The sequence below is a fragment of the Frigoribacterium sp. CFBP 8759 genome, from assembly GCF_014841655.1.
GTDB lineage: Bacteria > Actinomycetota > Actinomycetes > Actinomycetales > Microbacteriaceae > Frigoribacterium.
This window is the reverse complement of record NZ_JACYUH010000002.1, coordinates 782,449-806,241: the sequence shown is the minus strand read 5'-3', so window position 1 is coordinate 806,241 and position 23,793 is coordinate 782,449. Positions and strand designations below refer to the sequence as shown.

At 68.9% G+C, this 23,793-nt stretch carries 23 protein-coding genes; 12 read left to right on the top strand and 11 right to left on the bottom strand.

Annotated features, from left to right (window positions below; all coding sequences use genetic code 11):
- Positions 1 to 11 precede the first annotated feature (11 nt).
- Positions 12 to 530, bottom strand: coding sequence for a flavin reductase family protein (locus tag IFT79_RS09055; RefSeq protein ID WP_192123690.1), 519 nt, complete (start codon positions 528 to 530; stop codon positions 12 to 14).
- Positions 531 to 563: 33 nt separating this feature from the next.
- Between IFT79_RS09055 and hisD the strand changes: the two genes are divergently transcribed.
- The 3 genes from hisD to IFT79_RS09040 all read left to right on the top strand — a co-directional run bounded on the left by hisD (position 564) and on the right by IFT79_RS09040 (position 3,489).
- Complete coding sequence (hisD, locus tag IFT79_RS09050; protein ID WP_056045050.1) at positions 564 to 1,874, top strand: histidinol dehydrogenase; 1,311 nt, start codon at positions 564 to 566, stop codon at positions 1,872 to 1,874.
- 83 nt (positions 1,875 to 1,957) lie between these two features.
- The gene (nrdR, locus tag IFT79_RS09045) at positions 1,958 to 2,440 is read left to right on the top strand and encodes a transcriptional regulator NrdR (RefSeq protein WP_054146163.1); all 483 of its coding nucleotides are present in this window, start codon (positions 1,958 to 1,960) and stop codon (positions 2,438 to 2,440) included.
- Positions 2,437 to 3,489, top strand: a complete 1,053-nt coding sequence (locus IFT79_RS09040) for a quinone-dependent dihydroorotate dehydrogenase (RefSeq protein WP_192123689.1) — start codon at positions 2,437 to 2,439, stop codon at positions 3,487 to 3,489. Before nrdR ends, IFT79_RS09040 begins: the two co-directional genes overlap by 4 nt.
- 87 nt (positions 3,490 to 3,576) lie before the next feature.
- Here the strand turns inward: IFT79_RS09040 and IFT79_RS09035 are convergent, their stop codons facing one another.
- Positions 3,577 to 4,155: a DUF3043 domain-containing protein gene (locus IFT79_RS09035; protein ID WP_056045052.1), complete on the bottom strand. Its 579-nt coding sequence runs from the start codon at positions 4,153 to 4,155 to the stop codon at positions 3,577 to 3,579.
- A gap of 41 nt (positions 4,156 to 4,196) precedes the next feature.
- Here IFT79_RS09035 and IFT79_RS09030 point away from each other — a divergent pair, with 41 nt between their 5' ends.
- The 5 genes from IFT79_RS09030 to IFT79_RS09010 all read left to right on the top strand — a co-directional run bounded on the left by IFT79_RS09030 (position 4,197) and on the right by IFT79_RS09010 (position 9,427).
- Positions 4,197 to 5,612 (top strand): dipeptidase, encoded by a 1,416-nt coding sequence (locus IFT79_RS09030; protein WP_159826702.1) that lies wholly within the window; start codon positions 4,197 to 4,199, stop codon positions 5,610 to 5,612.
- Between the two features lie 133 nt (positions 5,613 to 5,745).
- Entirely contained in the window at positions 5,746 to 6,108 is a 363-nt protein-coding gene (gene erpA, locus IFT79_RS09025; RefSeq protein WP_043594936.1) for an iron-sulfur cluster insertion protein ErpA, read from the top strand.
- A 243-nt stretch (positions 6,109 to 6,351) separates the two neighbouring features.
- Positions 6,352 to 7,248, top strand: a complete 897-nt coding sequence (gene ctaC / locus IFT79_RS09020; RefSeq protein WP_056045055.1) for an aa3-type cytochrome oxidase subunit II — start codon at positions 6,352 to 6,354, stop codon at positions 7,246 to 7,248.
- 11 nt (positions 7,249 to 7,259) lie between these two features.
- Positions 7,260 to 9,005, top strand: coding sequence for an aa3-type cytochrome oxidase subunit I (gene ctaD, locus IFT79_RS09015; protein ID WP_082460211.1), 1,746 nt, complete (start codon positions 7,260 to 7,262; stop codon positions 9,003 to 9,005).
- A gap of 5 nt (positions 9,006 to 9,010) precedes the next feature.
- Positions 9,011 to 9,427: a cytochrome c oxidase subunit 4 gene (locus IFT79_RS09010; RefSeq protein WP_054146161.1), complete on the top strand. Its 417-nt coding sequence runs from the start codon at positions 9,011 to 9,013 to the stop codon at positions 9,425 to 9,427.
- A gap of 1,455 nt (positions 9,428 to 10,882) precedes the next feature.
- On the opposite strand, the gene qcrB is transcribed toward IFT79_RS09010, so the two are convergent.
- The 4 genes from qcrB to ctaE are packed head-to-tail and all read right to left on the bottom strand — an operon-like array spanning position 10,883 to position 15,127.
- Positions 10,883 to 12,493, bottom strand: a complete 1,611-nt coding sequence (qcrB, locus tag IFT79_RS09005; RefSeq protein ID WP_043595069.1) for a cytochrome bc1 complex cytochrome b subunit — start codon at positions 12,491 to 12,493, stop codon at positions 10,883 to 10,885.
- Between the two features lie 47 nt (positions 12,494 to 12,540).
- Entirely contained in the window at positions 12,541 to 13,608 is a 1,068-nt protein-coding gene (gene qcrA / locus IFT79_RS09000) for a cytochrome bc1 complex Rieske iron-sulfur subunit (protein ID WP_043594939.1), read from the bottom strand.
- 37 nt (positions 13,609 to 13,645) lie between these two features.
- The gene (gene qcrC / locus IFT79_RS08995) at positions 13,646 to 14,461 is read right to left on the bottom strand and encodes a cytochrome bc1 complex diheme cytochrome c subunit (protein WP_056045057.1); all 816 of its coding nucleotides are present in this window, start codon (positions 14,459 to 14,461) and stop codon (positions 13,646 to 13,648) included.
- 21 nt (positions 14,462 to 14,482) lie between these two features.
- A complete protein-coding gene (ctaE, locus tag IFT79_RS08990; protein WP_082460212.1) occupies positions 14,483 to 15,127 on the bottom strand; it encodes an aa3-type cytochrome oxidase subunit III in 645 nt (214 codons plus the stop codon).
- A gap of 106 nt (positions 15,128 to 15,233) precedes the next feature.
- Here ctaE and trpD point away from each other — a divergent pair, with 106 nt between their 5' ends.
- Positions 15,234 to 16,289, top strand: coding sequence for an anthranilate phosphoribosyltransferase (gene trpD, locus IFT79_RS08985; RefSeq protein WP_123570026.1), 1,056 nt, complete (start codon positions 15,234 to 15,236; stop codon positions 16,287 to 16,289).
- A gap of 79 nt (positions 16,290 to 16,368) precedes the next feature.
- Here the strand turns inward: trpD and glpK are convergent, their stop codons facing one another.
- The gene (gene glpK, locus IFT79_RS08980) at positions 16,369 to 17,889 is read right to left on the bottom strand and encodes a glycerol kinase GlpK (protein WP_056045060.1); all 1,521 of its coding nucleotides are present in this window, start codon (positions 17,887 to 17,889) and stop codon (positions 16,369 to 16,371) included.
- A 156-nt stretch (positions 17,890 to 18,045) separates the two neighbouring features.
- On the bottom strand, positions 18,046 to 18,783 hold the full coding sequence (locus IFT79_RS08975; RefSeq protein ID WP_123517649.1) for an MIP/aquaporin family protein: 738 nt from the start codon (positions 18,781 to 18,783) through the stop codon (positions 18,046 to 18,048).
- A 198-nt stretch (positions 18,784 to 18,981) separates the two neighbouring features.
- Between IFT79_RS08975 and dhaK the strand changes: the two genes are divergently transcribed.
- The 3 genes from dhaK (at position 18,982) to dhaM (ending at position 21,402) form a co-directional block, all read left to right on the top strand.
- Positions 18,982 to 19,983: a dihydroxyacetone kinase subunit DhaK gene (gene dhaK / locus IFT79_RS08970; protein WP_192123688.1), complete on the top strand. Its 1,002-nt coding sequence runs from the start codon at positions 18,982 to 18,984 to the stop codon at positions 19,981 to 19,983.
- Between the two features lie 79 nt (positions 19,984 to 20,062).
- On the top strand, positions 20,063 to 20,713 hold the full coding sequence (dhaL, locus tag IFT79_RS08965) for a dihydroxyacetone kinase subunit DhaL (protein WP_056045063.1): 651 nt from the start codon (positions 20,063 to 20,065) through the stop codon (positions 20,711 to 20,713).
- 2 nt (positions 20,714 to 20,715) lie between these two features.
- Positions 20,716 to 21,402 (top strand): dihydroxyacetone kinase phosphoryl donor subunit DhaM, encoded by a 687-nt coding sequence (gene dhaM / locus IFT79_RS08960; RefSeq protein WP_056045065.1) that lies wholly within the window; start codon positions 20,716 to 20,718, stop codon positions 21,400 to 21,402.
- A gap of 96 nt (positions 21,403 to 21,498) precedes the next feature.
- Here the strand turns inward: dhaM and IFT79_RS08955 are convergent, their stop codons facing one another.
- From IFT79_RS08955 to folE, 3 genes are read right to left on the bottom strand one after another with little or no spacing between them, the layout of a single operon-like run.
- Positions 21,499 to 22,263: a dihydrofolate reductase family protein gene (locus tag IFT79_RS08955; protein ID WP_199859524.1), complete on the bottom strand. Its 765-nt coding sequence runs from the start codon at positions 22,261 to 22,263 to the stop codon at positions 21,499 to 21,501.
- A complete protein-coding gene (gene folP, locus IFT79_RS08950; protein ID WP_342211806.1) occupies positions 22,260 to 23,201 on the bottom strand; it encodes a dihydropteroate synthase in 942 nt (313 codons plus the stop codon). Before folP ends, IFT79_RS08955 begins: the two co-directional genes overlap by 4 nt.
- On the bottom strand, positions 23,194 to 23,781 hold the full coding sequence (gene folE / locus IFT79_RS08945) for a GTP cyclohydrolase I FolE (RefSeq protein WP_192123687.1): 588 nt from the start codon (positions 23,779 to 23,781) through the stop codon (positions 23,194 to 23,196). The genes folP and folE overlap by 8 nt, the downstream gene beginning before the upstream one ends.
- Positions 23,782 to 23,793: the final 12 nt, after the last annotated feature.

Genomic DNA, 23,793 nt, shown 5'->3' with positions numbered 1-23,793 from the left:
CCCGTTCGGCGTCAGTCCTCGAGGTGGACCGGTCTCAGGTACCGACGGTCGTGGTACAGCAGGGCGTCGTCGTCCTCGCCCACCCCGCCGGTTCCGATGCGCACGACCACGACGGCGTTGCCGTGGACGGGCACCCGCTCGACGATCGTCCCGGTCATCCACGCGGTCACGCCCGTGAGCAGCGGTATCCCGTTCGGACCGTCGGTCCAGTGGTCGCCCGCGAAGCGTGCGGCGGCGGGTCCCGCCATGCGGCGGGCGAGGTCGCGGTTGCGCAGGCCGAGCAGGTGCACGATGACCTGGTCCGTCTCCGAGACGGCGGGCCACGAGCTCGCCGTCCTGGCCATGTTGAACGTCGCGAGGGGCGGCACGGCGGCCAGCGACGCCAGCGACGTCGCCGTGAACCCGACCGGTGTGCCCTCGCCGTCACGCGCCGTGACGATGGCCACGCCCGCGGCGTGTCGTCGGAAGGCCTCCTTGAACACCTCGAGAGAGTCGTCGGGCCGCGGAGCAGCCGCGTTGTCGTCCGTCATGCTCCCGACCCTACTGACTAGGCTGGACGAGCCATGATCCAGACCACAGATCTGCGCGGTCTCGCGCCGACCCACGCCCAGCTGCTCGACCTCGTCCCCCGGTCCCACGCCGACGTGGGCGCCGCGACGGACGCCGCCCGGCGACTCGTCGACGACGTCCGCGAGCGGGGCGCGGCCGCACTGCGGGACCAGGCCGCGCGCTTCGACGGTGTCCGTCCCGATGCCCTGCGCGTCACGACGCAGACCATCGACGAGGCCGTCGCGGCCCTCGACCCGCTGGTCAAGGAGGCGCTGGTCGAGTCGATCGCGCGCGTCACCCAGGCCAGCCGCGCCCAGGTCCCGGCACCGACCACGACCCGCCCGGCGGCGGGGGCGACCATCGAGCAGCGGTGGCAGCCCGTCACGCGGGCCGGCGTGTACGTCCCCGGCGGCAAGGCCGTGTACCCCTCCAGCGTGGTGATGAACGTCGTCCCGGCGCAGGTCGCGGGGGTGTCGTCGATCGCCCTCGTCTCTCCGGCGCAGCGCGAACACGGCGGGGGAGTCCACCCCGTCATCCTCGGTGCCGCCGGCCTGCTCGGCATCGACGAGGTCTACGCGATCGGAGGTGCCGGAGCGATCGGCGCGCTCGCCTACGGCGTTCCCGAGCTCGAGCTCGAGCCGGTCCAGGTCATCACCGGTCCCGGCAACAACTTCGTCGCCGCGGCGAAGCAACTCGTGCGCGGTCGTGTCGGCATCGATTCGGTGGCCGGTGCGACCGAGATCCTCGTCATCGCGGACGACTCGGCCGACGCCACGTTGGTCGCCGTCGACCTCATCAGTCAGGCCGAGCACGACGAGGAGGCCTCGGCCGTCCTCGTGACGGACTCCGCCCCCTTCGCCGAGGCCGTCGTCGCCGAACTGACCAGGCTCGTGCCCCGCACCCTCAGCGCCGCCCGGGTCCGGACGGCCCTCTCCGGTCGGCAGTCGGCGGTGGTCCTCGTCGACGACCTCCGGCAGGCTGCTGCCTTCAGCAACGCCTACGGCCCCGAGCACCTCGAGGTCCAGACCCGTGACGACGACGCGGTCCTGGCCGACATCACCGACGCCGGAGCGATCTTCGTGGGGCCCGACACGCCCGTCAGCCTGGGTGACTACCTCGCCGGGTCGAACCACGTCCTGCCCACCAGTGGTCAGTCGCGCTTCTCGTCGGGGCTCGGGGCGTTCACGTTCCTCCGACCCCAGCAGATCGTCCGATACGACGCCGAGGCCCTGGGTGCCGTGGCCGAGCGGCTCGTGGCGTTGTCGAACGCCGAGCTGTTGCCCGCCCACGGCGAGGCCGTCGCGGCCCGGTTGTCGCGCCCCTGAGCCGGGCGGGGCCTCCGTGATCCGGTGCTCGGGTGGCCCTGGCGTCCGACGGCGCGCCCGCCGTCCGATAATCTGGCCGCACCATGTTCTGCCCCTTCTGCCGCCACCCCGACTCACGAGTCGTCGACTCCCGGACCAGCGACGACGGCACGTCGATCCGACGGCGGAGGCAATGCCCCAACTGCGGTCGTCGGTTCAGCACGACCGAGACCGCGAGCCTCAACGTCGTGAAGCGCAACGGCGTCCTCGAACCGTTCAGTCGCGACAAGATCATCTCGGGTGTCCGCAAGGCCTGCCAAGGGCGTCCGGTGACGGATGGCGATCTCGCCGTGCTGGCACAGAAGGTCGAAGAGGCCGTCCGGGCGAGCGGTGCGTCGCAGATCGAGGCGAACGACATCGGTCTGGCCATCCTCCCTCCGCTCCGCGACCTCGACGAGGTGGCCTACCTCCGGTTCGCGAGCGTCTACCAGGCCTTCGACTCGCTCGAGGACTTCGAGGCCTCGATCGGACAACTGCGCGAAGAGCACGCGTCCCGGCCGCTCTCCACCCGATCGGTCGACGAGTGAGGACCCCGTACCGCGTCCTCTTCGACGTCGTCTTCGCGAAGTTGGACCCCGAGGACGCCCACCACCTCGCCTTCCGGGTCATCAAGGCGATCCCCAAGCTGGGCCTCGCCGGCCTCGTCGGGCGCTTCACGGCCCCGGCCCCGTCCCTGGCGGTCGACGCGCTCGGACTCCACTTCCCCTCGCCGTTCGGTGTCGCAGCCGGTTTCGACAAGGACGCCAAGGGCATCGGCGGCCTCGGCGCTCTCGGGTTCGGGCACGTCGAGGTGGGGACGGTGACCGCTCGACCGCAGCCCGGCAACGAACGACCTCGTCTCTTCCGACTCGTTCCCGACCTCGCGGTCGTGAACCGCATGGGGTTCAACAACTCCGGGGCCCACGCGGCGGCCCTCGAACTCAGCCGGGCTCGGTCGGCTCCGTCGCGGCCGGTGATCGGCGTCAACATCGGGAAGAGCCGCGTCGTCGACGTCGACGACGCGATCGACGACTACCTGGCCAGCACGCGCCTCCTGGCTCCTCTGGCGGACTACCTCGCCGTGAACGTCAGCTCGCCGAACACCCCGGGGCTCCGCGGGTTGCAAGAGCTCGAGAGGCTCGCTCCACTCCTCGAGGCCGTGCGCGACGCCGCCGGGCACACTCCGGTGTTGGTCAAGATCGCTCCCGACCTCGACGACGACGGCGTTCGTCGGATCGGTGCCCTCGTCACCGAGCTCGGCCTCGCGGGCGTCATCGCGACCAACACGACGGTGTCCAGGGAAGGCCTCGCCACCGAGGGGGCGGTCGTCGAGGCCGCCGGAGCCGGCGGTCTGTCGGGTGCCCCGCTCGCCGTCCGGTCGTTGGAGGTCCTCAAGTTGGTCCGTGAGTCCGTCCCGAGCGGCATGTGCGTCATCTCGGTCGGTGGGGTCTCGAGCGCCGCCGACGTCGACGCGAGGCTCCGGGCCGGGGCCACGCTCGTGCAGGGCTACACGGCGTTCCTCTACCGCGGGCCCCTCTGGGCCCGACAGGTCAACCGGGGGCTCGTCGCCCTGGATCGGCGCCGACGCACCACCTGACGAACCACGCGGTCGGCGAGGTCGAGAACGCGAAACGGCGCCACCCACCGGGGGTGACGCCGTTCGTCGTACGGGGAGCCGCGTCCGCTACGCGGTCGGGTACTCGCCGCGCTTGACCTGCGGCTTCGGCAGGCGCATGGGCTTGAGCTGCATCGCGCGCATCGCCGCGTACCAGCGGTTGCCCTTCCGGACGTTCTCCGCGCCGTACTTGGCAGCGAGCTTGCGGTTGACGCTCCGGCCGACGATCAGGCAGTCGACGACGGCGAGGGCGAAGAATCCCCACAGCACGAGCAGGGTGATGGACTGGATGGCCGCAGACTGCACGAGCGTCATCGCGATGACGACGACCATGATGGGGATCATGGCCTCGCCGACGCTGTAGCGGGCGTCGACGTGGTCGCGGATGAAGCGGCGCTGCGGCCCCTTGTCGCGGTCGGGCAGGAAGCGCTCCTCGCCGTTCGCCAAGCCGACGCGGGCGCGGTCACGCTGTTCGGCGAGACGGGCACGCTGGGCCTTCTGGGCTTCTTTGCCCGAGGCCACCAGGGGCCTCTGGTTGGCGGCTTCGCGCTCGCGTCGCGTGGGCGTCGGGCGACCCTTGCCGACCGCGGTCGACTCGGGCTCGGCGACGGTGGTCGTCTCGGTCGTCTTGCTGTCTGGCTTGGCCACAGGAGATCCTCAGGGTTGTCCGAGTTCCTAAGATTACCTGCATGAGCGACTCGCAGCATCCCGTCCGACCGACCGATCCCCGTACTGTCAGCGAACTCGCGGAGGCCGTGCACGCGGGTCTACCCGCGACGATCGCCGACCTGGGTGCCCTCGTGCGCATCCCTTCCGTCTCGTGGGACGCCTTCGACCCCGAGCACGTGAGACGTAGTGCCGAGGCCGTGGCCGCCCTGGTCGAGGGGACGGGCCTCTTCGACGAGGTGACCGTGAGCAGGGCGCCGATCGGCGAGGGCGGCCCCCTCGGCCAGCCCGCCGTACTCGCTCGACGCCCGGCCCGCGAGGGCAAGCCGACCGTCCTCCTGTACGCCCACCACGACGTGCAGCCGCAGGGCGACGACGCCGACTGGGACACCCCTCCGTTCGAACCGACCGTGAAGGGCGACCGGCTGTACGGGCGTGGGGCGTCCGACGACAAGGCCGGCGTGATGACGCACGTCGCGGCGCTGCGCGCGGTGCACGAGGTGCTCGGAGACGACCTCGGTGTCGGCGTCTCGTTGTTCATCGAGGGCGAGGAGGAGTTCGGTTCCCGCTCCTTCGCCGACTTCCTCGTGCAGCACGAAGACGAGCTCCGTGCCGACGTCATCGTCGTGGCCGACTCCGACAACTGGAGCACGACCGTCCCCGCCATCACCGTGGGCCTGCGCGGCAACGTGACCTTCCGCCTGACCGTCCGCACCTTGGCCCACGCCTCCCACTCCGGCATGCTCGGCGGCGCCGTCCCCGACGCCATGCTGGCCATGGTCAAGCTCCTCGCGACCCTGCACGACGACGACGGCAGCGTCGCCGTCGCCGGGCTGACGAGCCGCGAGGCCGACCACCCGGAGCAGAGCGAGCAGCAGCTGCGCGACGAGAGCGGCCTGCTCGAGGGGGTGACCCCCATCGGTCGGGGTCCGATCCTGAGCCGGGTGTGGTCGCAACCGTCGATCACCGTGACGGGCATCGACGCCCCGTCGGTCGCCAACGCGTCGAACACCCTGAGTCCCGAGGTGTCCGTCCGCATCAGCGCCCGCATCGCTCCCGGGCAGACCGCCGAGGACGCCTACGCCGCCCTGGACGCGCACCTGCGTGCGCACGCACCGTTCGGCGCCCACGTCCAGATCGACGACGTCGACCGGGGTGACCCCTTCCTGGTGGACACCACGGGCACGGCGATCGCCGACGCGACCGTCGCGATGACCGAGGGGTGGGGCGAGGCCCCGGTCCAGACGGGCATCGGCGGGTCGATCCCGTTCATCGCCGACCTCGTGCGCACGTTCCCCGAAGCCCAGATCCTCGTGACCGGCGTCGAGGACCCCGACACCCGAGCGCACAGCCCGAATGAGTCCCAGCACCTCGGAGTCCTCCACCGGGCCGTCCTCAGCGAGGCGATCCTGTTGGCGCGCCTCGACGCGAGGGGCTGACCGGCACGACCCGCGCCTCCTCGGCACCGTTGTCGAGCGGGGGAGGCGCGGGTCCGGAACAAAACCGGCCCACGGCTGCTTACACTGGTCGACGACGAGTGCCCCGCACTCGACCCGGCCCGAAGGAGGCACCATGACCGACATCGCAACCGCTCCCGTCGACGCGAAGGCGCACGGCGTGACGATCACGTCCACCGCCGCGGACAAGGTGAAGAGCCTGCTCACGCAAGAGGGGCGCGACGACCTCCGCCTTCGCGTGGCCGTCCAGCCCGGTGGCTGCTCGGGGCTCATCTACCAGCTCTACTTCGACGAGCGCATGCTCGACGGGGACGCCACCGTCGACTTCGACGGCGTCGAGGTCATCGTCGACAAGATGAGCGTCCCTTACCTCGACGGCGCAGCCATCGACTTCGAGGACACCATCCAGAAGCAGGGATTCACCATCGACAACCCCAACGCACAGGGCAGCTGCGCCTGCGGCGACAGCTTCCACTGATCGTCGAGGGGCGGCTCCGGTCGTCGAAGGACGACTCCGGGCCGTCCGTCGCGGTTGAGCCGGCGTCACCGAGGGGACCATCCGACAGGGTGGTCCCCTCGGTCGTACCACGACGGTTCTCGCTCGACGTCGAGAGGCTTCCGGCGCGTGCCGTGCGTTGGGGAGGCGAACCTGCGAGTAAGCTAGGCAGGTCCCCGTCAACACTGGGAACACCCCCACTGTCGTGTCATCCGAGAGGTAACAGTGCGTTCTAACCGCCGTCTTCGTTGGGCTGCCGCCCCCATGGCAGTCGTCCTGGCTCTCGTGCTAGCGGGGTGCACCACCGACCAGCTCCAGGGGTGGCTGCCCACCACCGCGGGCACGACCAACCACGTGGACCGTGTGATCGGACTCTGGGTCACCTCGTGGATCGTCCTGCTGATCGTCGGCGTGATCGTGTGGGGCCTGATCATCTGGGTCTGCGTCGCTTACCGGCGTCGCAAGGGCCAGACCGGCCTCCCGGTCCAGCTTCGCTACAACATGCCGATCGAGATCTTCTACACCGTCGTCCCCCTGATCCTCGTGCTGGGCTTCTTCGCCTTCACGGCCCGCGACCAGGCTGCCATCGAGGCACCCACCGCGAGCCCCGACGTCAAGATCGACGTCTACGCCAAGCGCTGGGCGTGGGACTTCAACTACATCGACCAGCAGAACGAAGACGAGAGCGTCTACTACCAGGGCATCCAGGCGCAAGAACTGGGTGACGGCACGATCGACGAGAGCCAGCTCCCCGAGCTCTACCTCCCTGTCGGCAAGACGGTGCAGATCGACCTCAAGTCCCGCGACGTGGCTCACTCCTTCTGGATCATCGACTTCCTCTACAAGAAGGACACGATCCCCGGCAAGACCAACTCGATGTACTTCACGCCCGAGAAAGAGGGCACGTTCAGCGGCAAGTGCGCCGAGCTGTGCGGCGAATACCACTCGTTGATGCTGTTCAACGTCAAGGTCGTGTCCCAGTCCGAGTACGACCAGTACATCCAGTCGCTCGATGCCGAGGGAAACACCGGCCTGCTGGGCGACCAGTACAACACCAACACCAACCAGCCCGGCACCGAGGCTCCCGCCAACGCCGCCGGCACCGAAGACTCCGAGAAGTAAGGCACGGTTCGATGAGCTCAGCCACCGCCACCCGTCCCACCACCGGCGGGACCTCGTCCGGTCAGAACTTCGGCGCCACGAAGGTCGGCCGCAAGGGCAACGTCGTCGTCAACTGGATCACGTCGACCGACCACAAGACGATCGGGTACATGTACCTGATCACGTCGTTCCTCTTCTTCTGCCTCGGTGGGGTGATGGCGCTCATCATCCGCGCCCAGCTCTTCGCACCGGGCCTCGAGATCGTGGCCACGAAAGAGCAGTACAACCAGCTCTTCACCATGCACGGCACGATCATGTTGCTCATGTTCGCGACCCCGCTCTTCTCGGGATTCGCCAACGTGCTCATGCCGCTGCAGATCGGTGCACCGGACGTCGCCTTCCCCCGCCTGAACGGCTTCGCGTTCTGGCTCTACTCGTTCGGCTCGATCATCGCCGTCGCGGGCTTCCTCACCCCGCAGGGTGCCGCATCGTTCGGCTGGTTCGCCTACGCACCGCTGAGTGACACGACGTTCTCTCCAGGGCTCGGCGGCAACCTGTGGGTGTTCGGTCTCGGCCTCACCGGCTTCAGCACGATCCTCGGTTCGGTGAACTTCATCACGACCATCGTCTCGATGCGTGCTCCGGGCATGACCATGTGGCGCATGCCGATCTTCACCTGGAACACCCTCATCACCTCCATCTTGGTGATCATGGCGTTCCCCGTGCTGGCGGCCGCACTCTTCGGCCTCGGGTTCGACCGCGTCTTCGACGCGCAGGTCTTCAACCCCGCGAACGGTGGCGCCATCCTCTGGCAGCACCTGTTCTGGTTCTTCGGTCACCCGGAGGTCTACATCATCGCCCTGCCGTTCTTCGGCATCGTGTCCGAGGTGTTCCCGGTCTTCAGCCGCAAGCCGATCTTCGGGTACAAGACGCTCGTCTACGCCACCATCTCGATCGCCGCCCTGTCCGTCACCGTGTGGGCCCACCACATGTACGTGACCGGCTCGGTCCTGCTGCCCTTCTTCTCGCTGATGACCATGCTCATCGCGGTGCCCACCGGCGTGAAGATCTTCAACTGGATTGGCACCATGTGGCGCGGTTCGGTGACGTTCGAGACGCCCATGCTCTGGGCCATCGGATTCCTCATCACGTTCACCTTCGGTGGTCTCACCGGCGTCATCCTGGCCTCGCCCCCGCTCGACTTCCACGTGTCCGACACGTACTTCGTCGTGGCTCACTTCCACTACGTGGTCTTCGGTACCGTCGTCTTCGCGATGTTCTCCGGGTTCTACTTCTGGTGGCCGAAGTGGACCGGCAAGATGCTCAACGAGCGTCTCGGCAAGATCCACTTCTGGATGCTGTTCGTCGGCTTCCACACCACGTTCCTCGTGCAGCACTGGCTCGGCGTGATGGGCATGCCCCGTCGCTACGCCACCTACCAGCCCGAAGACCACTTCACGTGGATGAACCAGCTTTCGACCATCGGCGCCATGTTGCTCGGTGTCTCGATCCTGCCGTTCCTCTACAACGTCTACATCACGGCTCGTCGTGCGCCCAAGGTCGAGGTCAACGATCCCTGGGGTTACTCTCGCTCGCTCGAGTGGGCCACCTCGTGCCCGCCGCCGCGACACAACTTCACGTCGATCCCGCGCATCCGTTCGGAGTCGCCCGCATTCGACCTCAACCACCCCGAGGCCGGACTGCCCGTCGGCATCGGGCCGGTGAAGGATGCCCCTGACGCCCCCACGTACGACGCGTCCAGCGAGAAAGTGAAGTAGACCTGATGAAGACCAACGCGACGCTGTTCTGGATCCTCGCGATCTTCTTCTTCCTCATGTGTGCGGTCTACGTGCTTTGGAGCCTGCTCGACACAGGTCAGGTCGAATGGGCTGGCACGCTCGGCATCGGTCTGGCCGGCATGCTCGGAGCATTTCTGGCGTTCTACATGGGTCGCTCGCACGCGACCCAGGGAGGCGAGCTTCCCGAGGACCGTCTGGACGCCAACATCGACGACGGTGACCCCGAGATGGGCTTCTTCAGCCCCTGGTCGTGGTGGCCTATCATCTTGGCCGCCGGTTGCAGCCTGATCTTCCTGGCGCTGGCCGTCGGCATGTGGATCATCTACATCGGTGCGGCCCTGACGGCCGTTGCCTTGGTCGGCTGGGTCTACGAGTACTACCGCGGAAACTTCGCACACTGACATCACTGCTCCCTCGAGTGTGAAGGGCGTCGGTCTTCGGGCCGGCGCCCTTCGTCGTGTTCGCCACGGGTGTTGTGGCCAGAGGCGAGGAATGCAGATCTGAACTGATGAGTGGCCACTGGGCCTCTCGTTCCCACGTGCGGGACAGGCCGCCCTGGGCCGGCCCAGACGACCAGTTTGGTGATCGTGTGAGCCATGAGTCAGCCGCTGTCCGCTGTCAGCCGTCCGCCGTCCGCTGGCCTCCGCCCGATGACCGCCGCCCACGAGCCGCTGCCGCTGCCTACGGGCCACGGGTTGCTGCCTCTACGGGCCGCTGGCCGCTGCCTTGGGCCACTGGCCGCTGGTCGGTGCCGAGCGCGGGTGGACAAGCGCTGGTAGCCGTAGCCTTCCCGTGGCAGTGCCTGGGCCTGGCCCGGGCCTGCGCCTGCGCTGTCCACTCTGGCTCCGCATGCGTCCGTCCCGGTGGCGACAGCACCGGCCGTACCGGATTCCTTCCTCCACACGGCTGCCTTGGGTTCGGTCGCAGGGCCGGGTTTTGGTCGTCACGGTGTCCACCGGGGTCGCGGTCGCTCCTGGTGCTGGTCGACGCGCGGTCCTGAGGCGCGGGGACGCGGCCAGGAGTGGGAGGTAGGCGCCATGGCCATGAGGCTCCGGACGACGTGAGTGAGGCTGGGGGAGTGCTGCCCGAACCACGGTTGCCCTTCTCGCCGAGCCGGGTGTGGCTCTGGATCTCGTAAAGCGACCGATGCATCGTCGGCTGTCCGGGCCGGGGAGAGGCGGCTCAGGGACGTCTACAGACTTCCTCGGGGGTGCCGTCCTGATGGGGAACGTGGGCCTTGTCGCTGGGGACGACAGCGCCTGTGTGGTCGATCGTGACGATTTCATGCGGTCGTCAGCTGGGGTTGGTGAGCACGCCCCTCGAGGGAGCTGACATCGGTCCTCCGAGCCCGGAGCGAGTGGTGGGCGGAGCCAGCGTCATCCTGAGGGCTCGCGTGGAGTGGGCACAGGGAGCACACGAGGTCGAGAATCCGGGCGATGATCGCCACTGCCGACCGTGACATGCGCTCAACCGAGGGTGTGACGTCGTGGCTGAGAACCTGGCCGCAGGCCGCGGTGATGTACCAATCACCGTCGCCGGGATCACTGTGTCAACTCCGTGCAGGACTGGAGGAGTCATCATAGCCAGGTACCACGCAGCATCCTTCGGAGGAGGCCCGCTCGTGCGGTCGGCCGGGATGTCTCAGCCTCGACCGCTCTGAGGGAGAAGCAGTCGCGGCGTCTCGACACTCGATCCGATGACGTCCAGAGGTATTGTCGCCGGAGATCCCATCTCACCCAACGGTTGGACTCGTCGGCTGCGCGAGGGTGGGCCGACTGAACTGCCGTTCGCCACTCCAGGAACGCCGAAGGCCCGGCCGCACACGATGTGCGACCGGGCCCAAGGGCTACCGAAGGTCAGTGTCCTTCGTCGTGGTGCGATGCCTCGATCTCGGAACGCTTCACGGGGGCGATGCGGTCCTCGAAGAAGAACGACGACGCTGATGCTCGGGCCCGCTGCAGAGCGGTGATCTTGCCGTTGGCGTTCGGTCGGACCATGAGGGGCTCGTACTCGTTGAAGTCGAGCAAGCGCCAGCGCTCGTACTCGTCGAGCTGCTCGTGCACCTCGATGTACTCACCACCCGGCAGGCGAACGATGCGTCCCGACTCGTAGCCGTGGAGGGCGATCTCACGGTCCTTCTTCTGAAGGGCGAGGCAGACCCGCTTCGTGACCCAGAAGGCGATGAAGGGCCCGATGATCAGGGCTGCCTGGCACGCGTGGATGACGTAGTTCAACGACAGGTGGAAGTGCGTCGCCATGATGTCGGAGCTCGCCGCTGCCCAGAGGCTGGCGTAGAACACGATGCCGGCGGCGCCGATCGCGGTGCGCGTCGGAGCGTTGCGAGGCCGGTCGAGGATGTGGTGCTCGCGCTTGTCGCCGGTCACCCAGGCCTCGAAGAACGGGTACAGCAGGACGACGACGATGAAGAGACCCAGGACCGTGATCGGCACGAGGATGTTCATGGAGACCGTGTAACCGAAGGCGACGAACTCCCAGCCCGGAGGAACGAGACGGAGGGCGCCGTCGGCGAAACCGATGTACCAGTCGGGTTGCGTACCTGCCGACACGGGGGAGGGGTCGTACGGGCCGTAGTTCCAGATGGGGTTGATCGTGAACAGCGAGGCGATCAACACGATGACGCCGAAGACGATGAAGAAGAATCCACCGGCCTTCGCCGCGAACACGGGCATGACGGGCACGCCCACGACGTTCTGGTTCGTCTTGCCGGGGCCGGCGAACTGCGTGTGCTTGTTGATGATGAGCAACAGCAGGTGCACGCCCAGGAGGGCGATCAACAGTGCGGGGAGCAGCATGATGTGCAGCGAGTAGAACCGGCCGACCATGTCGGTTCCCGGGAACTCTCCACCGAACACGAGGTACGAGATCCAGACGCCGATCACGGGGATGCCCTTGATCATGCCGTCGATGATGCGGGCACCGTTGCCGGAGAGGAGGTCGTCGGGAAGCGAGTACCCGGTGAAGCCCTCGGCCATCGCGAGGATCCAGAGCGTGAAGCCCACGACCCAGTTGATCTCGCGGGGCTTGCGGAACGCGCCGGTGAAGTAGACGCGCAGCATGTGCAGCATGATCGCGGCCACGAACAGCAGTGCGGCCCAGTGGTGGATCTGGCGGAACAGGAGGCCGCCACGGATGTCGAACGAGATGTCGAGCGTCGAGGCCATCGCCGCCGACATGTTGAGGCCCTTGAGCGGAACGTACGAACCGTTGTAGTTGACCTCAGCCATCGAGGGCTGGAAGAAGAACGTGAGGAACGTGCCCGAGAGCAGGATCACGACGAACGAGTAGAGAGCGACCTCGCCCAACATGAACGACCAGTGGTCGGGGAAGATCTTTCGACCCACCTCTTTGACCAGGCCGGACATGCTCGTGCGCTCGTCGATGTAGTTGGCCGTCGCGCCGAGGAATTTGTTCGTCTTCGTCGGTGCGAAGGCAGGGGCCTTGCCGATGTTCTCGGACGTGGCCGGTTCGGCACCGTGTGCCGGGGTGGTGGTGATCACTTTTCGCGCTCCCAGAAGCTCGGGCCCACAGGTTCGTGGAAGTCGCTCTGCGCGACGAGGTACCCGTCGGCGTCGACAGTGATGGGCAGCTGCGGCAGGGGGCGCTTGGCGGGCCCGAAGATGACTTCGCAGTTGTTCGTCACGTCGAACGTGGACTGGTGGCAGGGGCAGAGCAGGTGGTGTGTCTGCTGTTCGTAGAGGGCCACGGGGCACCCGACGTGCGTGCAGATCTTCGAGTAGGCGACGATTCCGTCGTACTGCCAGTCTTCGCGTCCCTCGGCCGGGTTGAGGTCTTCCGGCTTCAGGCGCATGAGAAGGACGGCCGCTTTGGCTTTCTCTTCGAGCAGGTGTTCTGATTCGTTGAGGTTCTCGGGGATGACGTGGAACACGGAACCGAGGGTGACGTCCGACGCCTTGATGCGGGTCCCGGAGGGGTCGGCTGCGAGGTGCATGCCTTCTTCCCACAAGGTGTGGCGGAGGACCGCGTTGGGGTCTTCCGCAGGTGCGAGGTCGCGGAACAGCACCACGGCGGGGAGGGGCGTCGCGACGAGAGCGCCGATCAGGCTGTTGCGGATCAGCGAACGACGACCGAAGCCGCTCTCGTGATTGCCCAGTGCGAAGACCTCGACGGCCTTCTCACGCGTCGGCTCGGAGCCACGCGTGTCGTGGCGCATCTCGGTGATCTCTCGCGCCGGCATGAGGGTCTTGGACCAGTGCACCGCACCGATTCCGACGGACAACAGACCGAGGGCGATCCCGAGGCCCAGGAACAGGTTGTTCAGGCGGACCGAGCCGGAGTCACCCGACGTGATCGGGAAGGCCACGTACGCGCCGATGGCCGCGATGCTGCCGACGATCGACAGGAAGAAGAACAGGCTGACCTGACGCTCCGCACGCTTCTCGACCTTGGGGTCGATGTCGGTGACGCGGTCGCGGTGGGGCGGTTCACCCGGGTTCTGGAACACGTCGGACGTCACGACCGCCGTGCCGGCCGAGACCTGTCGAGGCTCGCGCTTCTCGACAGCCGAGCCCGCCGTGGGGGCCTCGTCGTCGTGCTCTGCCATTGATTCTGCCTTTCGTGAAGTACGGAGAGAACGCGGGTCAGTTCGACCGGGCGGTCAGCCAGATGGTTATCGCGACGATCGCACCGAGCCCGAAGATCCAGATGAAGAGACCTTCGGCGACGGGGCCAAGGCTCCCGAGCTCGAATCCACCCGGCGACGGGTTGTTCTCGACGTACTTGAGGTACGTGATGATGTCGGCCTTGTCTTGGGGCGACAGGTTGAGGTCGTTGAAGACCGGCATGTTCTGCGGGCCCGTCTGCATGGCCTCGTAGATGTGGTGGGCGGTGACGCCGTCGAGTGCGGGGGCGAACTTGCCCTGGGTGAGCGCGCCACCCGCACCGGCCACGTTGTGGCACATGGCGCAGTTGATGCGGAACAGCTCGGCGCCGTTGGTCGTGTCGCCGTCGGCCTGGAGCAGCGACTCGTCGGGGATGGCCGGACCCGGGGCGAGGGAGGCGACGTAGGCGGCCATGGCGGCGACCTGCTCGTCGGAGAACTGCGTGGGCTTCTGTTCGGCCTGAGGACCGTTCACGGCCATGGGCATGCGACCGGTGCCGACCTGGAAGTCGACCGAGGCCGCCCCGACGCCGATCAGGCTGGGACCGCTGTCGGTGCCGGCGGCGCTCAGACCGTGGCAGGTCGCACAGTTCGAGGCGAAGAGCTTCTGACCCTCGTCGATGCTCTGCTGCGACGTGGCGGTGGCGCTGCTCTCGTCTGCCGAGGCGGTCGAGGAGAAGAGCGCGTAGGCACCGCCCGTGGTGAGCAGACCGACGAGCAGGAGGGAGGCGGTGGCGACGGGGCCGCGACGGCCGGCCTTCTTGGTGCGTCGGGAGGACGAGGTTCTCGAGAACATGCTGTGCAGACGATCCAATGCCTATTTGAGGAGGTAGATGACGATGAAGAGGCCGATCCAGACGACGTCGACGAAGTGCCAGTAATACGACACGACGATGGCCGTCGTGGCCTCTTTGTGCCCGAAGTTCTTGACTGCGTAGGCACGACCGATGGTGAGCAGGAAGGCGATGAGGCCACCGATGACGTGGGCGCCGTGGAAGCCGGTCGTCATGTAGAAGGCCGAGCCGTAGGCGCTGGAGCTGAGGGTGACGTGCTCGGAGATCAGCGTCGCGTACTCGAACACCTGGCCGCAGACGAAGACCGCGCCCATGGCGTAGGTGAGGAAGAACCACTCGACCATGCCCCAGCGGCCGACCTGGAACAGGCGGCCGGTACGGTGCGGCTGCATGCGCTCGGCCGCGAACACGCCGAACTGGCAGGCGACCGAGGACAGCACCAGGGTGATGGTGTTGGTCAGCGCGAACGGCACGTTGTGCAGCGCCGTCTGGTCGGCCCACAGGCCCGGAGACGTCGAGCGGAGCGTGAAGTAGATCGCGAAGAGGCCGGCGAAGAACATGACCTCGCTGCCGAGCCACACGATGGTGCCCACGGCAACCGTGCTGGGTCGATTGACGACGGGGCCGCCAGAAGGTCTCGAGAGAGAGGTACTTGTCACGAGGTCCATTATGCCTGGTAAGTCGCTTTGGGTTTGCGCTCGAAACCCCGGGTCGGGAATTTCCCTTGACGCCGAGACATCGGAGCCGCCCGTGCTCCGCCGGTAGCCTGGGCGCATGACCTCCGAGCTCACCTGGCCCCTGATCATCGACGCGCTCCTCGTCGGTCGCGACCTCTCGATCAGCGAGGCGACGTGGTCGATGGAGCAGGTCATGACCGGCGACGTCACCCCGGCCCAGCTCGGGGCCTTCCTCGTGGCCCTGCGGGCCAAGGGGGAGACGGTGGACGAGATCGTGGGATTCCGCGACGCCGTCCTCGCCCACGCCGTGGCCCTGCCGGTCGACAGCATGGCCGTCGACATCGTCGGCACGGGCGGAGACCGTTTCGGGACGGTCAACGTCTCGACCATGGCCTCCGTCGTCGTGGCGGCCACCGGCGTGCCCGTCATCAAGCACGGCAACCGGGCGGCGAGTTCGTCGTCCGGTTCCTCGGACGTCCTGTCGGCCCTCGGCATCGACCTGACCATCGGCGCCGACCGTGTGGCCGAGGTCCTGCGCGAAGCCGGGCTGACCTTCGCCTTCGCGGCCGCCTTCCACCCGGGCTTCGGCAACGCCGCCGCCGTGCGGCGTGAGATCGGCGTCCCGACGGTCTTCAACTTCCTGGGGCCCCTCGTGAACCCGGCACGACCCGAGGCGAGTGCGGTCGGCGTCGCGTCGCTCGACAAGGTGCCGCTGATCGTGGGCGTGTTCCAGACCCGGGGCGCGACGGCGCTCGTGTTCCGCGGCGACGACGGCCTCGACGAGTTGACCACCACCGGTCACAGCCACATCTGGGAGGTCACCGGAGGCTCGGTGACCGAGCACGACCTCGACCCGCTCGAGTTGGGCATCCCGCGGGCGCGCATCTCCGACCTCGTCGGCGGCGACGCGGCGTACAACGCGGCCGTCGCCCGCGAGGTGCTGGCGGGGGAACGCGGCCCCGTCCGCGACATCGTGCTGCTCAACGCGGCGGCCGGACTGGTCTCGTACGGGCTGGCCGCGGACCCGGGCCAGCGCGAACGGCCGCTCCTCGCCCGCTTCCGGGAGCAGCTGGACGTCGCGGCCCGCGCCGTCGACTCGGGGGCGGCGATCGCGAAACTGGACCAGTGGGTGGCGGCGACCCGCGCCTCCTGAGACGAACCGTGCCTCCTCGTCCTCGGGCGGGCGGACGACGAAGGGCCCGTCCGATCGGACGGGCCCTTCGCGCGGAGGATCAGTTGACGTCGTCGTCGACCCAGTCGAAGGTCTTCGTGACGGCCTTCTTCCAGAGACGCAGCGTGCGGTCACGCTCGTCGGCGTCGATGTTCGGCGTCCAGCGCTTGTCCTCCTGCCAGTTGGCACGGAGGTCGTCGAGCGTCTCCCAGAAGCCGACCGCGAGACCGGCCGCGTAGGCCGCTCCGAGCGCGGTGGTCTCGGCGACCACGGGACGGACGACCGGGACGTCGAGGATGTCGGCCTGGAACTGCATGAGCGCGTCGTTGGCGGTCATGCCACCGTCGACCTTGAGCTCGGTCAGGTCGACGCCGGAGTCGGCGTTGACGGCGTCGAGCACCTCGCGGGTCTGGAACGCGGTCGCCTCGAGGGCGGCGCGGGCGATGTGGCCCTTGTTGACGTAGCGGGTGAGGCCGACGAGGGCACCACGCGCGTCGGACCGCCAGTAGGGCGCGAACAGGCCCGAGAAGGCGGGCACGAAGTACACTCCGCCGTTGTCCTCGACGGTCTTGGCGAGCTCCTCGACCTCGGGGGCGGAGCCGATCATGCCCAGGTTGTCGCGCAGCCACTGGATCAGCGAACCCGTGACCGCGATGGACCCTTCGAGGGCGTAGTGGGGTGCGGCGTCGCCGAGCTTGTAGCCGAGCGTCGTGAGCAACCCGTTCTTCGAGTGGACGATCTCTTCGCCCGTGTTGAAGATCAGGAAGTTGCCGGTGCCGTACGTGTTCTTCGACTCGCCCTGGTCGAAGGCGGCCTGGCCGAAGGTGGCGGCCTGCTGGTCGCCGAGGATGCCGGCGATGGGCACCTCGCGCAGCAGGCTCGAGGCCTCGACCGTGCCGTAGACCTCGGACGAGCTCTTGATCTCGGGGAGCATCGACCTCGGCACGTCGAAGGCCTCGAGGATGTCGTCGCGCCACTCGAGCGTCTCGAGGTCCATGAAGAGGGTGCGCGAGGCGTTCGTCACGTCGGTGACGTGGACGCCACCGTCGGTGCCGCCGGTGAGGTTCCAGAGGACCCAGGTGTCGGTCGTGCCGAAGAGCAGGTCGCCCGCCTCGGCCTTCTCACGGGCGCCCTCGACGTTCTCGAGGATCCAGACGACCTTCGTGCCCGAGAAGTAGGTCGCGAGCGGCAGGCCGACGATCGGCTTGAAGCGCTCGACGCCACCGTCGGCGGCCAGGCGGTCGACGATGGACTGCGTGCGGGTGTCCTGCCAGACGATGGCGTTGTAGACGGCCTTGCCGGTGGTCTTGTCCCAGACCACGGCGGTCTCGCGCTGGTTGGTGATGCCGACGGCCTTGATGTTGTGGCGCGTGATGTCGGCCCGGGAGAGGGCCTGGCCGATGACCTCGCGGGTGTTCTCCCAGATCTCGGCGGGGTCGTGCTCGACCCAGCCGGCACGGGGGAAGATCTGCTCGTGCTCTTTCTGGCCGGTGGCCACGATCGAGCCCGAGTGGTCGAAGATGATGGCGCGGGTGCTGGTCGTTCCCTGGTCGATGGCCAGGATGTAGTCGGTGTCGCTCACGGGTGGAACTCCTTCGTCGTTGATGGATGCGGCTCGCACGGAGGCCCGGGTCGGTCCAGTGGAGCGGACGGGCCCGAGCCTCTGCGGGGAGCGGGTGGATCGATGGGCGTCGGACGGCGCGGGGAGCCGGCCTCGGCCGATCAGCAGGTCGCCGGGTCAGGCGGCCAGGGGGAGGAGCGGGAAGGACAGCAGCGCCGCGAGGGCACCGCCGACGAGGGGGCCGACGACCGGCACCCAGGCGTAGGACCAGTCGCTGCCGCCCTTGCCCTTGATGGGCAGGAAGGCGTGGGCGATGCGCGGGCCGAGGTCGCGGGCCGGGTTGATGGCGTAGCCCGTGGGACCACCGAGCGAGGCGCCGATGCCGACCACGAGGAGTGCGACGGCCAGGCCGCCGAGCGGGCCGAGGTTCGCGGCGTTCGGGGAGGCGCCGTTGGTGATGGCGATGATCGTGAAGACCAGCACGAAGGTGCCGATGATCTCGGTGACGAGGTTCCAGCCGTAGTTGCGGATGGCCGGGCCGGTCGAGAACACGCCGAGCTTGGTGGCGGGGTCGGGCTCCTCGTCGAAGTGCTGCTTGTAGGCCAGCCAGACGACGACCGCACCGATGATCGCACCGACCATCTGCGCCGCGACGTAGACGAGGAACGCGGCGAACGTGATGTTGCCGAGGATCAGCTGGGCGATGCTGACGGCCGGGTTGAGGTGCGCCCCGGACGAGTACGAGGCCAGGATGCCGACGAAGACCGCGAGGCCCCAGCCGAAGTTGACCATGAGCGTGCCGCCGTTGAAGCCCTTCGTCTTCGTGAGGGCGACGTTGGCGACGACTCCGCCACCGAGGGTGAGCAGCAATGCGGTGCCCACCGTTTCTGAAAGAAAAATCAATCCCAGGTTCACGTCGACCTTCCTTGTCGTACGGCGGGGCGACAGTGCACCCGCGGTGAGCGTGTGTCAACACCTTAGTGCGGTGATCACACGTGATGAGAAGGAAAGATCCGGTGATTGCACATATGTGCATCAGGGGGTGCCGGGAGTAGGTTGAGCGGCAGCCTGGTGCACCAGAGCACCGTTCCCGGCGCCGAGAAAGGGACTTCGATGAAGAAGCTCATCAACGATCCGTCCGACGTCGTCGCCGAGGCCGTGGCCGGCTTCGGCGCGGCCCACGCGGACCTCGTGGTCGTCTCGCACGACCCGACGTTCGTCCGCCGATCGGCGGCTCCCGTGGCCGGCAAGGTCGCGATCGTGAGCGGCGGCGGCAGCGGTCACGAACCGTTGCACGCGGGGTTCGTCGGCCTCGGCATGCTCTCGGCCGCCGTGCCGGGTCCGATGTTCACGTCGCCCACGCCCGATCCGATCGTCGCCGCCACGCAGGCGGTGGACGCCGGAGCGGGCGTCCTCTACATCGTCAAGAACTACACGGGCGACGTCCTCAACTTCGAGACGGCTGCCGACCTCGTGGAGGCCGAGGGCATCCAGGTGCGCTCGGTGGTGGTCGACGACGACGTCGCGGTCAAGGACTCCCTCTACACCGCCGGTCGCCGAGGCGTCGCCGGCACGGTCGTGGTCGAGAAGACCGCCGGTGCCGCGGCCGAGCGGGGCGATTCCCTCGACGCCGTCGCCGAGGTGGCTCGACGCACGAACGCGGCGACCAGGTCGATGGGCGTCGCCCTCACCGCGGGCACCGTCCCCCATGCCGGTGAGCCGAGCTTCACGCTGGCCGACGACGAGGTCGAGATCGGGATCGGCATCCACGGCGAACCGGGGCGGGAGCGCATCCCGCTCGAACCGGTCGACGCCATCGTCGACCGGTTGCTCGACGCCGTCACCGACGATCTGGGACTCGCCTCCGGCGAACGGGTGCTGCTCTTCGTCAACGGCATGGGCGGTACGCCGCTCGTCGAGCTGTACATCGCCTACCGTCGTGCGGCCGAGGCCCTCGAAGCACGAGGCGTCGAGGTGTACCGCAGCCTCGTCGGCTCGTACGTCACGTCGCTCGAGATGCAGGGCATGTCGATCACGGTGACCCGCCTCGACGACGAGCTGGCCGAGCTCTGGGACGCCCCGGTCGAGACCGCGGCCCTGCGCCGGGGCCGGTAGGCGTCCGCGTGGATGCCGAGAGCAGGGCACGCCGCGCCGCATCACCGAACCACCGCACGATGAGAGGAACGACCACCGCATGACACTCGACGCCACCTGGACCCGGGCCTGGATCGACCGGACGGCCGACGTCGTCGCCGCCCACCACACGGCCCTCAGTGAACTCGACCGCCAGATCGGCGACGGCGACCACGGCGAGAACCTGTCCCGCGGCTTCACCGCCGTGCGCGCCCGGCTCGCCGACCTCCCCGCCGACGCGACGCCCGGAGCAGCCCTCAAACTCGTCGCCACGACGCTCATCTCGACGGTCGGTGGCGCGTCGGGCCCCCTGCTGGGCACGGCGTACCTGAAAGGGTCGGCGGCCCTGGGCGACGCCACGGAGCTGGACGCGGAGGCGCTGGTCGCCTTCCTGACCGCGGCCCGCGACGGTGTCGTGCTGAGGGGCAAGGCCGAGGTCGGCGACAAGACCATGATCGACGCGTGGACCCCGGCCGTCGACGCAGCAGCCGCCGCAGCTGCGGACGGTGCCTCGCCCGCAGGCGTCCTCCGTGCCGCAGCGGACGCCGCGGCGACCGGTGCCGCTTCGACCGAACCCCTCGTCGCCCGCAAGGGCCGAGCCAGCTACCTCGGCGAGCGTGCCGTGGGTCACCGCGATCCCGGCGCGCAGTCGTCGTCCCTCATCATCGCCGCCGCGGCCGACGCCGCGGACGGCTCGAGCAAGGAGTCCTGAGCATGCCCACCATCGGAATCGTCGTCGTCTCGCACAGTGTCAAGATCGCCGAGGGCGTGGTCGACCTCGCTCGCCAGATGGCCCCCACGACCACCCTCGTGGCCGCCGGAGGGACGGACGACGGGTCCATCGGCACCAGCTTCGACAAGATCTCCGCCGCCCTGGCCGAGGCCGGGCGGGACGGCGGGGCGGTCGTGCTCTGCGACCTCGGTTCCGCCATCCTGACGAGCGAGACGGCCGTCGACTTCCTCGACGACGCCGACAAGCAGCGGGTGCTCATCGCCGACGCGCCACTGGTCGAGGGAACGGTCGCCGCGGCCGTCTCCGCCGAGACCGGGGGAGACCTCGAGGCCGTGGCGGCGGCCGCCCGGACGGCCACCGGCGTCGCCGACGCGCACGCCGACGAGCGCGACCTCCGAGGTGGCGACGCCGTCGAGCGCTCGGCCGTCCTCGTCAACGCGTCGGGGCTGCACGCCCGTCCTGCCGCCGATCTCGTCACGCACGCGTCGCGGTTCCAGGCCGACGTCACGGTGAACGGTGTCGACGCCAAGAGCCTGCTCCGCATCATGGGGTTGAACGTGGGCGTCGGTTCGACGGTGGCCGTCATGGCGACCGGTCCCGACGCCGCGGCCGCCGTGGACGACCTCATCGCCTTGATCGAAGGCGGTTTCGGCGAGAAGGCGAGCTGATCGCCCGCGGAGCCCGCGCCTCCTGACCTCGCGTCGCGCGGCCGCCACCCAGCGCCGTCGCGACCTAGCGCCGTCGCGACCTAGCGCCGTCGCGACCTAGCGCCGTCGCGACCATTTCGTGAGGAGCATGTCGCCCGACACCAGGACGTGGTCGAGGGCGAGGCCGCGCAGGGCCATCTCGTCGCGGGCCGCGACGATGCGCGGGCCGGCTCCGCCCTCGAGGTTGGGCGACACGGTGAGGCACAGCTCGTCGACGACGTCGGCGGCGACGAGGTCGCCGAGCAACGCCGGGCCTCCTTCGGTGTGGATCTGGGGAAGCCCGCGCTCGACCAGGACCCGGACGAGGAGGCGCGGGTCCACCCGGTCGCGACCGCACGACACGACGTCGGCAACCTCGTCGAGTCGGGCCCGAGCCGCGCGGGGTGCCGCGTCGTGGGTGAGCACCAGGGGGCGGACGGGCGCGTCGGCGAAAACGCCGCTCGCCGGGTCGAGGCCGAGTCCGCTCGAGACCACGGCGAAAACGGGGTGGTCGGACAGGCCCGCGGCCCGACGCCAGGCGACGGCCTCGTCGTCGAGTCGCATCGGGCCGTAGCCCTCGTCGCGGACCGTGCCCGCCCCGACCACGACCACGTCGCAGAGTCGGCGCAGCAGGTCGAAGACGAGCAGGTCGGCCGGCCCGCCCAGGTCGCGCGTCCTGCCGGCCGCCGTCGCCGATCCGTCGACGCTGGCGACGAAGTTCGCCCGCACGGACGGCGTCGTCCGGTCGTGGGGCCGGTGGAGCTCGACGAGGTCGTCGATCGTCAGTGCGTTACGGCCGACCGGGGGAGCGGGGTGCAGCTGCACGAGGGTGGTCGCGGTCACGAGGCGGCCTCGTCGAGGTTGTGGCGCTCGACGAGGGGTTCCCGCCAGCCGAGGATCGCCTCGATCATCCGGACGGCGTCGACGCTGGCCCGGACGTCGTGCATGCGGACGATGCGTGCGCCCTGCAGCACGCTCACCGTGGCCGCCGCGAGCGAGCCCGCCAGGCGGTCGGGCTTGTCGCGACCGAGCGACTCGCCGACGAAGTCCTTGTTGGACACCGCGGCGAGCGTCGGGTGACCCAGGGCCGCCACCTCGGACAGGCGCCGGGTGAGTTCGAGCGAGTGCCGGGTCGTCTTGTTCAGGTCGTGCCCCGGATCGACGACGAGTCGGTCGTCGGGCACGCCGTGGGCACGGGCGACGTCGACCCGTCGTGCGAGGAACTCGACGACCTCGGCCACGACGTCGCCGTAGTGCGGACGGGGGTGCGGACGCCGTGGTGCCGCCAGGCTGTGGGTGACGACGAGCGTGGCCTCGCTGTCGGCGACCACGTCGGCCAGGCGCGGATCGTGGAGCCCCGTGGTGTCGTTGACGACGTGCGCCCCGGCGGCGATGACGCGTTCGGCGACCTCGGGGCGGAAGGTGTCGACCGAGATCACGACGTCGGACCGGCTCGCGAGCGCCTCGACCACGGGCAGCACCCGGTCGAGTTCGTCGGAGGCGGACAGCTCGGGCCCGGGCGCGAAGGGGACGCCCCCGATGTCGACCCAGTCGGCGCCCGCCTCGGCCGCGTCCACGGCGGCCTCCACGGCGCGGTCGAGGGCGAAGGTGGCGCCACGGTCGAAGAACGAGTCGGGCGTGCGGTTGACGATCGCCATCACGGCGACCTGGTGCGAGAAGTCGAAGGTCCGCGACCCGATGCGGCGGCGGGGGACGAGGAGGGGCGGCACGGCGAATCCGGCGGGGTCGGCCGCGGGGGAGGGAGCGGCCGCCTCAGCCACGGGAGGTGCCGATCAGGGCGACCGCCTCGGCCCGCGCCGACGGCGTGGACAGGACGCCCCGGCTCGCGAGCGTCACCGTCGTGCTGCCCGTCTGACGGGGGCCCCGGGTCGTGACGCATCCGTGCGAGGCGTCGAGCACCACGAGGACGCCGTCGGGGCGGGCGCCGGTCTCCACGGCCTCGGCGATCTCCTCGCCGAGCCGCTCCTGGAGCTGGGGGCGCGAGGCGACCGCGTCGACCACGCGGGGGAGCGCACCCAAGCCGACGATCGTCTCGCCCGGGACGTAGGCCACGTGAGCGACGCCGACGAAGGGCAGCAGGTGGTGCTCGCACACCGACCGGAACGAGATGTCGCGAACGATCACGACCTCGCCCAGCTGGTGCGCTTCGGCCGGGACGGTGGCCTGGCGGACGAGTTCGGCCGCGTCGACCGTGAGCCCCGAGAAGAACTCGGCGTAGGCGTCGGCCACGCGTCGGGGGGTCGACTCGAGCCCGGGCCGGTCGACGTCCTCACCGATCGCGGTGAGCAGTTCGAGCACGGCGGCCTCGATGCGGGGCCCGTCGATCGGCGGAGGAGTCATCGCACCATCCTC

Bases quoted from the DNA above. Each gene is read 5' to 3' on its own strand.
- IFT79_RS09055 (WP_192123690.1), bottom strand. From the start codon at position 530: ATGACGGACGACAACGCGGCTGCTCCGCGGCCCGACGACTCTCTCGAG.
- hisD (WP_056045050.1), top strand. From the start codon at position 564: ATGATCCAGACCACAGATCTGCGCGGTCTCGCGCCGACCCACGCCCAG.
- nrdR (WP_054146163.1), top strand. From the start codon at position 1,958: ATGTTCTGCCCCTTCTGCCGCCACCCCGACTCACGAGTCGTCGACTCC.
- IFT79_RS09030 (WP_159826702.1), top strand. From the start codon at position 4,197: ATGAGCGACTCGCAGCATCCCGTCCGACCGACCGATCCCCGTACTGTC.
- erpA (WP_043594936.1), top strand. From the start codon at position 5,746: ATGACCGACATCGCAACCGCTCCCGTCGACGCGAAGGCGCACGGCGTG.
- ctaD (WP_082460211.1), top strand. From the start codon at position 7,260: ATGAGCTCAGCCACCGCCACCCGTCCCACCACCGGCGGGACCTCGTCC.
- IFT79_RS09010 (WP_054146161.1), top strand. From the start codon at position 9,011: ATGAAGACCAACGCGACGCTGTTCTGGATCCTCGCGATCTTCTTCTTC.
- qcrA (WP_043594939.1), bottom strand. From the start codon at position 13,608: ATGGCAGAGCACGACGACGAGGCCCCCACGGCGGGCTCGGCTGTCGAG.
- qcrC (WP_056045057.1), bottom strand. From the start codon at position 14,461: ATGTTCTCGAGAACCTCGTCCTCCCGACGCACCAAGAAGGCCGGCCGT.
- ctaE (WP_082460212.1), bottom strand. From the start codon at position 15,127: ATGGACCTCGTGACAAGTACCTCTCTCTCGAGACCTTCTGGCGGCCCC.
- trpD (WP_123570026.1), top strand. From the start codon at position 15,234: ATGACCTCCGAGCTCACCTGGCCCCTGATCATCGACGCGCTCCTCGTC.
- dhaK (WP_192123688.1), top strand. From the start codon at position 18,982: ATGAAGAAGCTCATCAACGATCCGTCCGACGTCGTCGCCGAGGCCGTG.
- dhaL (WP_056045063.1), top strand. From the start codon at position 20,063: ATGACACTCGACGCCACCTGGACCCGGGCCTGGATCGACCGGACGGCC.
- dhaM (WP_056045065.1), top strand. From the start codon at position 20,716: ATGCCCACCATCGGAATCGTCGTCGTCTCGCACAGTGTCAAGATCGCC.
- folE (WP_192123687.1), bottom strand. From the start codon at position 23,781: ATGACTCCTCCGCCGATCGACGGGCCCCGCATCGAGGCCGCCGTGCTC.